The following is a 13,803-nucleotide window of genomic DNA, read 5'->3' as shown; positions in this document are numbered from 1 at the left end:
TCAAAATGAAAAAAGAATTAGAAAAAACTTACAATCCAGGCGAGATAGAAGAGCGCCTGTACCAGAAGTGGCTGGATAACAAATACTTCCATGCAGAAGTAGATCATACAAAGAAACCATATACCATCGTAATTCCGCCTCCAAATATTACAGGAAAGCTTCATATGGGACATGCACTGGATGAAACACTTCAGGATATTCTGATTCGTTTTAAGAAAATGCAGGGATATAATACACTTTGGCAGCCTGGAACAGACCATGCGAGTATTGCGACAGAAGTAAAAATTATCAAGGCTTTAAAAGAAGAAGGAATTGAAAAAGAAGATCTTGGAAGAGAAAAATTCCTGGAGAGAGCATGGAAATGGAAAGAAGAATATGGCGGAACAATTATTAGCCAGATGAAAAAGCTTGGATCTTCTTGTGACTGGGATCGTGAACGTTTTACTTTGGATGAAGGGTGTTCTGAGGCAGTCAAAGAAGTATTTATCAAGTTATATGAAAAAGGATATATTTATCGCGGATCAAGAATCATCAACTGGTGTCCAGTCTGCCAGACATCCATTTCTGATGCTGAGGTAGAATATGAAGATCAGGCAGGACATTTCTGGCATATCAAATATCCAGTTGTTGGAAGTGATGAATATGTAGAAATTGCAACAACACGTCCGGAAACTTTATTAGGAGATAGTGCGGTAGCGGTTCATCCAGAAGATGAACGTTATACACATCTAGTTGGAAAAATGTTGGAACTGCCATTATGCAATCGTCAAATTCCAGTTGTAGCCGATGAATATGTTGACCGTGAATTTGGAACAGGTGCAGTAAAGATTACTCCGGCCCATGATCCAAATGACTTTGAGGTCGGAAAACGTCATAACCTTCCAGAAATTAATATTTTAAATGATGATGCAACGATCAATGAAAACGGTGGAAAATATGCAGGTATGGACCGCTATGAAGCAAGAAAAGCGATTGTTGAAGATTTAAAAGAACAGGGATATCTTGTTAAGATCAAAGATCATGAGCATAATGTAGGAACTCATGACCGCTGCGGAACAACGGTAGAACCAATGATCAAACCACAGTGGTTTGTAAAAATGGATGAACTTGCAAAACCAGCCATCGAGGCAGTAAAAAATGGGGATCTGAAATTTGTTCCAGAACGTTACACAAAGACATATCTGCATTGGCTGGAAAATATTCGTGACTGGTGTATTTCCAGACAGTTATGGTGGGGACACAGAATTCCTGCTTATTATTGTGATGAATGCGGAGAAGTTGTTGTAGCAAGAGAAAAACCTAGCGTATGCCCAAAATGCGGATGCACACATTTCACACAGGATGAAGATACACTGGATACATGGTTTAGTTCTGCATTATGGCCTTTCTCAACCCTCGGATGGCCAAAGAAGACCGAAGAATTAGAATATTTCTATCCAACCAATACTTTGGTAACTGGATACGATATTATCTTTTTCTGGGTAGTCAGAATGGTATTCTCAGGATATGAACAGACAGGAAAATGCCCATTTAATACGGTACTGATCCATGGACTTGTCCGTGATGAGCAGGGACGTAAGATGAGTAAATCTCTTGGAAACGGAATCGATCCTCTGGAAGTCATTGCTCAGTATGGAGCGGATGCCTTAAGATTTACACTGGTAACAGGAAATGCACCTGGAAATGATATGCGTTATACAGAAAAACGTGTCATTGCAAGCCGTAATTTTGCTAATAAAGTATGGAATGCATCCAGATTTATTATGATGAACCTGGAACAGGCGGATTTCTCAAATGTAACATTAGACGATTTGACAAGTGCTGATAAATGGATTTTGTCTAAATTAAATACATTAGCCAAAGATGTAACAGAAAATATGGAAAAATATGAACTTGGAATTGCTGTTCAGAAGCTGAATGACTTCTTATGGGAAGAATTCTGTGACTGGTACATTGAGATGGTAAAACCACGTTTGTACAATGATGAAGATGAGACAAAGGCAGCGGCCTTATGGACTTTAAATACGGTTCTTACAGAAGCTTTAAAATTACTTCATCCATATATGCCATTTATTACAGAAGAAATTTATTGCAACCTGACAGATGAAGAATCCATTATGCTAGCAAAATGGCCGGAATTTAAAGAAGAATGGAACTTTGAAAAAGATGAAAAAGCAGTAGAGACAATCAAAGAAGCTGTTCGTGGAATCCGTAACGTTCGTGCTGAGATGAATGTATCACCAAAGAAAAAAGCTCAGGTATTCGTTGTATCACAGAATCCAGAAGTAAGACAGATCTTTGAACAGGGAAAAGTCTTCTTTGCAACTCTTGGATATGCAAGCGAAGTGATCATTCAGGAAAATAAAGATGGAATTGGAGAAGATGCAGTTTCCACTGTTATTCCAGAAGCAGTGATCTATATGCCATTTGCAGAATTGGTAGACATCGAAAAAGAAAAAGAAAGACTTGCGAAAGAGAAAAAACGCTTAAACGGTGAGATCAAACGATGCCAGGGAATGCTTGGAAATGAAAAATTTGTAAGCAAAGCGCCAGAAGCAAAGGTACAAGAAGAAAAAGACAAGCTGGCGAAATATCAGCAAATGTTAGAACAAGTAGAAGAACAGCTTGCTCGTTTTTAAGGCATAAAAAATAGAAAACTTGACAAAAAAAATCATTTATGATATTGTATACGCAGAGTGAATCTGAAATGAACAGGTCCATGAAGGGGCACACCACCTCGGGTGTGAGTCTCTTTATGGACCTTTTTTTCGTATGAAAAATGATACAGGAGGTTTGTTATGACAGTAAACGGTGAAGCAAAGAAGCTGTCTGGTGATTCTGTTGTGCTTGCGGATTTTCTTGTTCAGGAAGGTTATAAACAAGGAAGAATCGCAGTGGAGCATAATGGGCGTATTGTCCCGAAAGGGGAATATGGACAGGTTGTTTTAAGTGACAGTGATACACTGGAAGTTGTGACATTTGTTGGCGGAGGCTGATAGATGCCAGAGATTGCATAAAGATAAAAAATAAAATTTAAAGGAGATTATGGCAATGAAAGAAGACAAATTAGTTATTGGAAATCATGAATTTGACTCAAGATTTATTTTAGGATCAGGTAAATATTCCCTAGATCTGATTGATGCAGCAGTGAAACATGCAGGAGCACAGATTATCACACTGGCTCTTCGAAGAACAACAACAGATGATGCTGCAAATATTCTGGACTATATACCAGAAGGAATTACATTGCTTCCAAATACTTCTGGAGCAAGAACTGCAGAAGAAGCAGTAAGAATCGCAAAACTGTCCAGAGAACTTGGATGCGGCGATTTTGTTAAGGTAGAAGTGATCCATGATTCAAAATATTTATTGCCAGATAACTATGAGACTATTAAGGCAACAGAAATGCTTGCAAAAGAAGGATTCATTGTTATGCCATATATGTACCCAGATTTAAATGCAGCCAGAGATCTTGTGAATGCAGGAGCTTCTGCTATCATGCCATTAGGTGCACCGATTGGATCAAACAAAGGTCTTTGTACAAAAGATTTCATTCAGATTTTAATTGATGAGATTGATCTTCCAATCATCGTAGATGCAGGTATCGGAAAACCATCTCAGGCATGTGAAGCAATGGAAATGGGAGCAGCAGCAGTTATGGCCAATACAGCCATTGCAACTGCAGGTGATATTCCAGCTATGGCAGGTGCATTTAAACATGCAATTGAAGCAGGAAGAACTGCTTACCTGGCAGGACTTGGAAGAGTCATTGAAAAAGGCGGAAGTGCATCTTCCCCATTGACAGGATTTTTAAAGAACTAACAAGGAGGACAACTATGAGCGAGAGAATCGATGAGCATACAGACCACATGAAATATACCGATGATATGCAGGCCATTGATCATGATATTATGGATCGGGTTATTGCGGAAATGGATGCATATGATGCGGATGTTTATACAGCAGCAGATGTAAAGGCAGCACTTGCAGCAGAGGAATGTTCTGTTGAAAATTTTAAAGCATTGTTATCACCTGCAGCTTTGCCATTCCTTGAAGAGATTGCACAGAAAGCGCAGAAGGAGACAAGAAAGCATTTTGGAAACTCTGTTATGTTGTTTACTCCTTTGTATATTGCCAATTATTGTGAAAATTATTGCATTTACTGTGGATTTAACTGCCATAACAAAATCAAACGTGCAAAATTGAATGCGCAGGAGATTGAAAAAGAGATGAAGACGATTGCAGAAACAGGATTGGAAGAAATTCTTATCTTGACAGGTGAAAGTCCAAAAAATTCTAGTGTAGAATATATTGGTGAAGCATGCAAGATTGCAAGAAAGTATTTTAAGGTCGTTGGATTGGAAGTTTATCCAATGGATTCCAAAGATTATGCTTATTTGCACGAATGTGGTGCTGATTTTGTTACAGTCTTCCAGGAAACATATAATTCTGATAAATATAAGACCCTTCATCTTGGGGGAAGAAAACGAATTTTCCCATATCGTTTCAATGCACAGGAACGTGCAATTATGGGAGGAATTCGAGGAGTTGGATTTGCAGCGTTATTAGGATTAGATGATTTCAGAAAAGATGCATTGGCAACTGGAATGCACGCTTATCTTCTGCAGAGAAAATATCCACATGCAGAAATCGCATTCTCTTGTCCAAGATTACGTCCAATTATTAACAATGATAAAATCAATCCAAAAGATGTGCATGAGCCGCAGCTTTTGCAGATTATTTGTGCGTACCGAATCTTTATGCCATTTGCAAGTATTACAATTTCCAGTCGTGAATGTGCAAGATTTCGTGATAACATCATTCAGATTGCAGCAACAAAAATTTCAGCTGGTGTGAATGTGGGAATTGGAGGTCATACTGGAGAAGAAAAAGGAGACGAACAGTTCGAGATCGATGACGGACGAGGCGTTGATGAGATCTACCAGATGATTGAAAAAAATGGCATGCAGCCGGTGATGAGTGATTACATTTATGTATAAGATCAAAACAAAATAAAAAGTGACAAACCCTTCAAATCGAAGAAAAATCGATTTGGAGGGTTTTTTCTTAAACAATTCTAGTGGCTTTAGATGGTGGGTTAAGGTAGCCAAAGGTGGTGATTTGTGATAAGGTTATCAAAACAAAAGAATTATAAAAAAGTCACGGAGGATTTGGCAATGGAATATAAAGGAGTCATTTTTGATTTCAATGGAACACTGTTTTTTGATAATGATAAACATGTGAAAGCATGGGGAGCCATTTCAAAAATTTTAAGAAATAAAGAAATTACAGACGAAGAGCTTCATGAGAAATTGAATGGAACACCAAATGTGCAGAACATCTTATACCTTACCGATGGAAAAGCAACAAAAGAAGAACAAAATCGATACTCTCTCCTCAAAGAAGAATATTATCGCAAATTTTGTAAGGAGGACCAGGAAAGTTTTCATCTTGTAAAAGGAGTTGAAGCATTTTTTGATACATTGAAAGAAAAAAAGATTCCTTTTACCATTGCCAGTGCCTCGATTAAGGAAAACATTGATTTCTTTATAGAATCCTTTCACTTAGATCAATGGATTCGACCGGAAGATATTGTTTATGATGATGGAACTTATGAGAATAAAATTGCTATGTTTGAGAAGGCAGCACAGATCATCAATGTGCCAATAGAACAAATACGGATTTATGAAGATTCCGTATCTGGGATTCATAACGCATATGAAGCTGGATGTCGGCAAATCGTTGTCATTTGTGAAAAAGAGAAAGAAGAAACCTATTTAAAGATGCCGGGTGTGGTAAAAACAATGCAAGATTTTTCAAATCCGTGAAATGACCGACTGTGAGTTAAACAAAAGAATAAAGAATAGAAAAGGCGTTGCGAAAAGCAGCGCCTTATTTCATTTTATTGGGAATGTAGGCATTCGGTTGCATCTTTTCATTCTTCCATTTTTATGATAAAATAAATCGAATATACCTTTGGGCAGTATATATAGGAAGTAAGAAGAGATAGTAGCAGTAAAAGGAGAAATCAATGATCAATGAATTAGTGAACAAAATTAAAAAATTAGATGCACCAATCGTTGTAGGATTAGACCCGATGCTTGATTATGTGCCACAGCATATCCAAAAAGCAGCGTTTGATCAATACGGCGAAACATTGGAAGGGGCAGCAGAAGCAATTTGGCAGTATAATAAAGGGATCATTGACAGTATATATGATTTGATTCCAGCGGTGAAACCTCAGATTGCCATGTATGAACAATTTGGTGTACCGGGACTTGTTGCATTTAACAAAACATGCGAATATGCAAAAAGCAAAGGTCTTGTCATTATTGGAGATATCAAACGTGGAGATATCGGATCTACCTCTAAGGCATATGCCATTGGTCATATAGGAAAAGTTAAGGTTGGAAGTAAATCTTATCATGGATTTTGTGAAGATTTTGTAACCGTGAATCCATATCTTGGAAGTGATGGTGTTCGTCCGTTTATGGAAGTATGTAAGGAAGAGAAAAAAGGAATGTTTATTCTTGTAAAAACTTCTAATCCATCAAGTGGAGAATTTCAGGATCAGGAAATCAATGGAAAACCATTATATGAGATGGTAGCAGAAAAAGTAGCTGGATGGGGTGAAGAATTGATGGGAGATTCTTACAGTTACGTCGGAGCCGTTGTCGGAGCAACTTATCCAAAGATGGGAGAGGCTTTAAGAAAGATTATGCCAAAAGCTTATATTCTTGTACCAGGTTATGGAGCGCAGGGAGGACAGGCAAAAGATCTCGCACCATTCTTTAATGAAGATGGACTTGGTGCCATTATTAACTCTTCTCGTGGTATCATTTGTGCATATAAACAGGATGCATACAGCCGCTTTGGAGCGGAACATTATGCAGAAGCATCCAGACAGGCCGTTCTTGATATGAAAGAAGATTTGAAACAGGCGTATGTAAAATAATCGAAAGAGGATCATTATGAGTAAAAAACAAGTATATGCAAAAATCATAAGTCAGACATCTCTGGCAGATGGTATTTTTGATATGACACTGAAAGCGGAAGAAATTGCAAAAGAAGCAAAGCCAGGACAGTTTCTTTCTGTTTATGTAAATGATAAAAGTAAAATTCTTCCAAGACCAATTAGTATTTGCGGAATCAATCCGGAGGAAGGAACATTACGTATTGTCTATCGTGTGGCAGGAGAAGGAACCGCTCAGTTATCGACTTATCAGGCGGGAGAAGAAGTGAAAATTCTTGGGCCTCTTGGCAATGGATTTACAATGAAAGATAAAAAAGCAATCTTGATTGGCGGAGGAATCGGAATTCCTCCGATGTTGGAACTTTTTAAACAGCTTGACTGTGAAAAAACTGCCGTGTTAGGATATCGTGACAGCCAGATGTTTTTAAAGGACGAATTTGATGCGGTCGGAAAAGTTGTTGTTTCCACCGAAGATGGTTCTGTTGGAACAAAGGGAAATGTCATTGATGCGATCAAGGAGCAGGCAGTGGAAGGCGCTGTCATTTATGCGTGTGGGCCAACACCAATGTTAAAAGGTGTCAAAGCTTATGCACAGGAATATGGAATTGAGGCACAAATTTCACTGGAAGAGCGTATGGCATGTGGAATCGGAGCATGTCTTGCATGTGTTTGCAAGTCAAAAGATGTTGACAATCATTCTCATGTACACAATAAGAGAGTCTGCAAAGACGGACCAGTCTTTGATGCCAGGGAGGTGGAACTTTAATGGATTTATCAGTAAATATCGCAGGAGTTACAATGAAAAACCCGGTAACAACGGGTTCCGGAACCTTTGGATCAGGGGAAGAATTCAGTGAATTTGTGGATTTAAAAAGCCTTGGAGCAGTGACAACAAAGGGAGTTGCCAATGTAGCATGGCCTGGAAATCCAACACCAAGAGTTGCAGAAGTTTATGGCGGAATGTTGAATGCCATTGGGCTTCAGAATCCTGGAATTGATGTGATGATTGAGAGAGATCTTCCATTTTTAAAGGAAGCAGGAGCGACAGTGATCGTCAACGTATGTGGAAAATCGGAACAGGATTATGTAGAAGTTGTAGAACGTCTTTCTGATCAGCCGGTAGATTTATTGGAAATCAATGTTTCCTGCCCGAATGTCAAAGAAGGCGGAATTGCATTTGGACAGGATCCAAAAGCACTGGCTCATATTACAAAGGCAGTGAAGGCAAAAGCAAAACAGCCAATCATCATGAAGTTAAGTCCAAATGTGACGGATATCACAGAGATGGCCAAAGCAGCTGTTGATGCAGGAAGTGACGCACTTTCCCTGATCAATACGTTGACTGGAATGAAAATTGATATTGAAAAACGTGATTTTGTACTGGCAAATAAGACCGGTGGAATGTCAGGTCCTGCAATCAAACCAGTAGCAGTACGCATGGTATATCAGGTAGCAAATGCGGTAGATGTTCCAATCATCGGAATGGGTGGAATTGAGACAGCAGAAGATGCTCTGGAATTTATTATGGCAGGGGCAACGGCTGTTTCTGTCGGAACAGCAAACTTTATCAATCCGGCAGCAACGACCGATGTCATCAAAGGAATCGAAGATTATATGAGAAGACATCAGATTGATGATATCAAAGAGCTGATCGGATGTGTGAAATAGAAAGGGAGTAACTGCTCATGAACATATTATTTTTTCTGACTCCAAAGAAAAATGTAGCATCGATTCCGTCGCAAGACAGTTTAAGACAGGCATTGGAAAAAATGAAATATCATGGATATTCCGCAGTGCCAACGATTGATGCAGACGGAAAATATGCGGGAACAATCACAGAAGGTGATATTTTACGCGCGATGGAGAACATGTGCAACTGGAATATTTTTGAAGCAGAAAAGATCAAAGTACAGGACGTTCCAAGGAAAAGGAATATCCAGGCAATTTTTATTGATACAGATATGGATGATTTGGTGGATACCATCACAGACCAAAACTTTGTTCCAGTAGTGGACGACCAGAAAAACTTTATCGGAATTGTGACACGAAAAGATGTCATCCGTTTTTATTATGATGAGTATAAAAAGATCCAAACAAAAGAAGCATAAAATGGAGGTTTTAGCAGAGAATGGAAGCATATAAAAAAGAGTTTATTGAATTTATGGTAGAAAGTGATGTTTTGAAATTTGGAGAATTTACATTAAAAAGTGGAAGAAAATCTCCATTTTTCATGAATGCTGGAGCATATGTGACAGGTTCTCAGTTAAAGAGACTGGGAGAGTACTATGCAAAAGCAATCCATACAACCTATGGAGATGACTTTGACGTCTTATTTGGGCCAGCTTATAAAGGAATTCCACTTGGAGTTGTTACAGCGATTGCCTATAGTGAATTATATGGAAAAGAAGTTCGCTACTGTTCTGACCGTAAAGAAGTAAAAGATCACGGAGCAGATAAAGGTGGATTCCTTGGAAGTGAATTAAAAGATGGAGATCGTGTTATCATGATTGAAGATGTTACAACATCTGGAAAATCTATGGAAGAAACGGTTCCAAAAGTAAAAGGGGCAGCCAATGTTACAATCGTTGGATTGATGGTATCCTTAAACCGTATGGAAGTCGGAAAGGGCGGAAAAAAATGTGCACTGGACGAAGTAAAAGATCTGTATGGATTTGATACTGCAGCCATTGTTGACATGGAAGAAGTTGTAGAATGTCTTTATAATAAAGAATGTAATGGAAAAGTTGTGATCGACGATACATTAAAAGCAGCAATTGACGCATACTATGAACAGTATGGCGTGAAATAGAGGCGGATATTTGTGACACCAAGAAAGAAAAAATTAATCCATAATGGGATAAGAATATTTTTCTACTTATACGTTATTATTATATTTTACTTTGTATTATTAAGTGAACGATATGGGAGGGGATCTGGTTATCAGACCTCCCATGTTAATTTAGTTTTATTTAAAGAAATACACAGATTCTGGAAGTATCGGCATCTGCTTTCAACAGAAGCAGTCATTACGAACCTGTTTGGAAATGTTTTCGCATTCAGTCCATTCGGTTTTATGTTGCCAATTGTGACAGAAAAAAGAAAAGGGTTTATCCGTGCGGTATGCTCCACTTTTATTTTCAGCTTGCTCATAGAGACGAGTCAGCTAATCTTAAAAGTCGGTGTGTTTGATGTGGATGACCTTTTGATGAACACGATAGGAGGCCTGATTGGTTATGTTGTCTATCGCATTCTTCTAGAATTTTATCAGCTTATAAAGAGGAAATCAAAATGAACAAGAAAAAGAAACATTTTGCCTATCGTCCGTCAGATCATGTTGTTTCCAAAACATCTGCAATCGCAACCGTGATCGGAGCGGCAGGAATTATCATCTACCTGCTTTTAATTGCTGGTTCTTTTTCCAGCGGAGGAAAAGGAAATGTCCTTTATGGTCTGGCAGGCTGGCTTGTAACGGCACTTGGAGCCGTTGGTTTGCATTTTGCAGTCAGAAGTTTTGAAGATACAGCAGCGATTGCTTTATGGAAGATTACCGGATGTATTACAAATGGTCTGATTCTTGCATTTTCTGTATTGATCTTTCTTCTTGGCATATTATAGGAAAGGAAGATGGATTTTATGGAACGTTTGGAACAACAGATACAATTTATTATTGAAATCGATAAACTAAAAAACATTATCCGCCAGACTTACATCTCAAGCGGAGAACGTAGAGAAGATGATGCGGAACATGCGTGGCATTTTGCAACCATGGCATTTCTTCTGGCAGAATATTCCAATGAACCAATCGATGTTATGAAAGTAATGAAGATGGGGCTGATTCATGATCTTGTGGAAATTGATGCCGGAGATACGTATCTTTATGATAAAGAAGGGGCAAAAACAAAGGCCGCAAGAGAAGAAAAAGCAGCCGATAGGCTGTTTCATTTATTACCAGAAGATCAGGGAACAGAATTTTATGAACTCTGGAGAGAGTTTGAAGACCGAAAGACACCGGAAGCAAAATTTGCCGCAACCATTGATCGTCTACAGCCAATTCTTTTAAATGATGCAACGGATGGAAAAGCATGGGAACTTCATAACATCTGTTATGATCAGGTGATGGAAGCAAATAAACATACAAAAGAAGGCTCAGAAGTTTTATGGCAGTATATCCAAAAGATTTTTGACAAAAATATAGAAAAAGGCAAAATTAAAAGGAGCGAGAAGGCGTGAGTGGAATTTTAGAAGAAAGACATGCATTAAATATCGATGGTTTAGAACTGATTTTGTCAGAAGCACAGAAAACAGGCATTTATGAACCTTATTTCAGAGAAATGACCTCTATGCTTTTGTACGTTAATAACATTTATGATACGAGCGAAAAAACATGGAAGCAGCTTAAACAGTGGAATCAGGAATGGTATGAAAGTGTGCGTCCTAAAAATTATGAGACATGTTATGGAAATCCAGCATATGCCAGTGAACAATTCGGCCTGGAATATGGACAGCTGCTTAGTTTCCTTTATAGGGAAATCCGTTGTGGATTTATTTATGCGATTGAGGGACGTTTGTTTGATCTGGTCATTATCAATGAACTCTTCCTGGAAATTTATCAGATGTTTCGTGAAGAGGAAGAAAGTCCGGAACAAATACGAACGGTCATTTTTGATCATATGCGAGATTACAGCAGTGAAGTGTTTGAATATCGTATCCGCGAACAGTTAGATCCAAGCCTTGATTTTGCAACTAAGATTGTGATGGAATCAGATCTTTCGGACACCGATTGTCTGTATCAATATGGAGAATATATTTCGGACAATGAGATTCGTACCCTTCAATTTTTAAACAGTCTTCCGAAAGAGAAAATCAAAGATATTGCAAAGACTTATGTCGATGGATTCCATGATGGATTTATTATTAATAACATTGATATGAGTCCAAAACGTACCGTTAATATCCGTTATACGATTGGATTTGAACCAATCATTCGGGAAGCAGTGAAACAATTTCAAGAAATCGGTTTGATGCCGATTATTTATCGAAGCGGACAGTCAAGTCTTGTCAGAGGAAGTGTGAAGGTTGGCTATATTTCTTCCAGTCCAAATCCACAGTATGATTTTGATCATCGCTTTGACCAGGCCGTTTATTTTGATAATCGGTTTATGCAACATAAACTGGAATGTTACCGCAATGCTTATGAAAAATTGAAAGAAGAGGCATCGGTTCTTGCCGGACCAGCTTGTATGGATACCTTCGGAGAAACTCCATTTTTGCCGGAAAATAAAAAAGAAGCGCTTCATCTATCTTCCAAACAACAGGAATTGTCAGTGGAATTCCAGATCAAAGCATCGGAAATTGTAAACGAATATATCAAACCAGATCAGAGAAGTTTTACAATCATTGCTTATCCAATTCCGGAAATTGGAGATCAGTTTGAAGAAATTTTCGAAGAAGTCATTAAGGTCAATACCCTTGATAAAGATTTATATCGAAAGATTCAGCAGCATTTGATTGATGCGCTGGATCAGGCAGTGGAAGTGCATATTAAAGGAGCTGGAAATAACCAGACAGATTTATATGTTGCGATGCATGACCTGGAACATCCAGAAAAAGAAACAAACTTTGAAAATTGTTTGGCTGATGTCAATATTCCGGTTGGAGAAGTGTTTACTTCACCGAAACTTGCCGGAACCAATGGCGTTCTTCATGTTGGGGAAGTTTATTTAAGAGATCTGAAATTTATTGATCTGAAACTTACTTTTAAAGATGGAAAAGTTGAATCTTATACCTGTAAAAACTTTGAGAGTGAAGAAGAAAACAAAGCATTTATAAAAGAGAATCTTCTATATAATAGGGATACTTTGCCAATGGGTGAATTTGCCATTGGAACGAACACAACCGCTTATGCGATGGCAAAAAACTATGGAATTCTTTATCAGCTTCCAATTTTAATTGTTGAAAAAATGGGACCACACTTTGCCATTGGTGATACCTGTTATAGTCATAGTGAAGAAACGAAGGTATATAATCCGGATGGAAAAGAAATTGTTGCAAAATATAATGCATGTTCTTTAAAGGGAGAATATTTCCAGTGTCACACAGACATCACCATTCCATATGAGGAGCTGGATTCTATCCATGCGATCGCCCTTGGAGGAGAGGAAATTCCACTGATTGAAGGAGGTCGTTTTGTCCTTCCAGGAACAGAAACGTTAAATGTACCATTGACGGACATAGAGTAAGTGAGTAAAATGGAAACAAATAGAAACAATCAATGATGCAAAGGAGAATAGAAAATGGCGAAAGTAGCAATTGTAATGGGCAGCGATTCTGATATGCCTGTCATGAAAAAGGCAGCACAGTTCCTGGAAGATATGGGAATTGATTTTGAAATGACAATTATTTCCGCACACAGAGAACCAGATATTTTCTTTGAATGGGCAAAAGGTGCAGAAGCAAGAGGTGTAAAAGTAATTATCGCAGGAGCTGGAAAAGCGGCGCATCTTCCTGGTATGTGTGCAGCCTTATTCCCAATGCCTGTCATTGGTATCCCAATGAAGACATCGGACCTTGGTGGTGTAGATTCTCTGTATTCCATCGTACAGATGCCATCCGGAATTCCAGTAGCAACCGTCGCAATCAACGGAGGATTAAATGCAGGAATTTTAGCAGCAAAAATGCTTGCAACATCCGATGAGGCATTATTAAACAGATTAAAAGACTACAGCGAAGAAATGAAACAGTCTGTTGTAGAAAAAGCAGAAAAACTGGATCAGGTTGGATACAAAGATTACGAATAAAAATTAAGATTTCAAATCATCAGGAGGAAAAAA

15 protein-coding genes are annotated in these 13,803 nt (G+C 38.3%); all 15 read left to right on the top strand.

All coding sequences use genetic code 11. The features are described from left to right. Positions 1-5 precede the first annotated feature (5 nt). Positions 6-2,639 carry a valine--tRNA ligase gene (locus KQI71_RS04785; RefSeq protein ID WP_216434591.1) on the top strand — a complete coding sequence of 878 codons (2,634 nt, stop codon included), beginning with the start codon at positions 6-8 and terminating at the stop codon, positions 2,637-2,639. A gap of 159 nt (positions 2,640-2,798) precedes the next feature. Further along, positions 2,799-2,996 (top strand): sulfur carrier protein ThiS, encoded by a 198-nt coding sequence (gene thiS / locus KQI71_RS04780; protein WP_216434589.1) that lies wholly within the window; start codon positions 2,799-2,801, stop codon positions 2,994-2,996. Positions 2,997-3,051: 55 nt separating this feature from the next. Next, the gene (locus tag KQI71_RS04775; RefSeq protein ID WP_216434588.1) at positions 3,052-3,822 is read left to right on the top strand and encodes a thiazole synthase; all 771 of its coding nucleotides are present in this window, start codon (positions 3,052-3,054) and stop codon (positions 3,820-3,822) included. A 14-nt stretch (positions 3,823-3,836) separates the two neighbouring features. After that, positions 3,837-5,000, top strand: a complete 1,164-nt coding sequence (gene thiH / locus KQI71_RS04770) for a 2-iminoacetate synthase ThiH (protein WP_216434586.1) — start codon at positions 3,837-3,839, stop codon at positions 4,998-5,000. Positions 5,001-5,177: 177 nt separating this feature from the next. Then, a complete protein-coding gene (locus KQI71_RS04765; protein WP_216434584.1) occupies positions 5,178-5,828 on the top strand; it encodes an HAD family hydrolase in 651 nt (216 codons plus the stop codon). Between the two features lie 203 nt (positions 5,829-6,031). Continuing rightward, complete coding sequence (gene pyrF, locus KQI71_RS04760; RefSeq protein ID WP_216434582.1) at positions 6,032-6,955, top strand: orotidine-5'-phosphate decarboxylase; 924 nt, start codon at positions 6,032-6,034, stop codon at positions 6,953-6,955. A gap of 16 nt (positions 6,956-6,971) precedes the next feature. Then, on the top strand, positions 6,972-7,739 hold the full coding sequence (locus KQI71_RS04755) for a dihydroorotate dehydrogenase electron transfer subunit (protein ID WP_216434580.1): 768 nt from the start codon (positions 6,972-6,974) through the stop codon (positions 7,737-7,739). Further along, positions 7,739-8,641 (top strand): dihydroorotate dehydrogenase, encoded by a 903-nt coding sequence (locus KQI71_RS04750; RefSeq protein WP_216434578.1) that lies wholly within the window; start codon positions 7,739-7,741, stop codon positions 8,639-8,641. The genes KQI71_RS04755 and KQI71_RS04750 overlap by 1 nt, the downstream gene beginning before the upstream one ends. 17 nt (positions 8,642-8,658) lie before the next feature. Next, positions 8,659-9,081, top strand: coding sequence for a CBS domain-containing protein (locus KQI71_RS04745; protein WP_216434576.1), 423 nt, complete (start codon positions 8,659-8,661; stop codon positions 9,079-9,081). A gap of 20 nt (positions 9,082-9,101) precedes the next feature. Then, positions 9,102-9,782 carry an orotate phosphoribosyltransferase gene (gene pyrE / locus KQI71_RS04740; RefSeq protein ID WP_216434574.1) on the top strand — a complete coding sequence of 227 codons (681 nt, stop codon included), beginning with the start codon at positions 9,102-9,104 and terminating at the stop codon, positions 9,780-9,782. A gap of 12 nt (positions 9,783-9,794) precedes the next feature. After that, positions 9,795-10,265 carry a VanZ family protein gene (locus KQI71_RS04735; protein ID WP_330655288.1) on the top strand — a complete coding sequence of 157 codons (471 nt, stop codon included), beginning with the start codon at positions 9,795-9,797 and terminating at the stop codon, positions 10,263-10,265. Beyond that, the gene (locus KQI71_RS04730; RefSeq protein ID WP_253287937.1) at positions 10,262-10,588 is read left to right on the top strand and encodes a hypothetical protein; all 327 of its coding nucleotides are present in this window, start codon (positions 10,262-10,264) and stop codon (positions 10,586-10,588) included. The genes KQI71_RS04735 and KQI71_RS04730 overlap by 4 nt, the downstream gene beginning before the upstream one ends. Before the next feature lie 18 nt (positions 10,589-10,606). Further along, positions 10,607-11,203 carry an HD domain-containing protein gene (locus KQI71_RS04725; protein WP_216434572.1) on the top strand — a complete coding sequence of 199 codons (597 nt, stop codon included), beginning with the start codon at positions 10,607-10,609 and terminating at the stop codon, positions 11,201-11,203. Beyond that, complete coding sequence (locus tag KQI71_RS04720; RefSeq protein ID WP_330655285.1) at positions 11,200-13,212, top strand: aminopeptidase; 2,013 nt, start codon at positions 11,200-11,202, stop codon at positions 13,210-13,212. Before KQI71_RS04725 ends, KQI71_RS04720 begins: the two co-directional genes overlap by 4 nt. A 54-nt stretch (positions 13,213-13,266) precedes the next feature. Next, the gene (gene purE, locus KQI71_RS04715) at positions 13,267-13,770 is read left to right on the top strand and encodes a 5-(carboxyamino)imidazole ribonucleotide mutase (RefSeq protein ID WP_216434570.1); all 504 of its coding nucleotides are present in this window, start codon (positions 13,267-13,269) and stop codon (positions 13,768-13,770) included. Positions 13,771-13,803 lie beyond the last annotated feature (33 nt).

Source organism: Anaerostipes sp. MSJ-23, assembly GCF_018918155.1.
In the GTDB taxonomy this organism is placed as follows: Bacteria; Bacillota; Clostridia; order Lachnospirales; family Lachnospiraceae; genus Anaerostipes.
The sequence above is the reverse complement of the archived record's forward strand: the minus strand, read 5'-3'. Positions and strand labels throughout refer to the sequence as shown.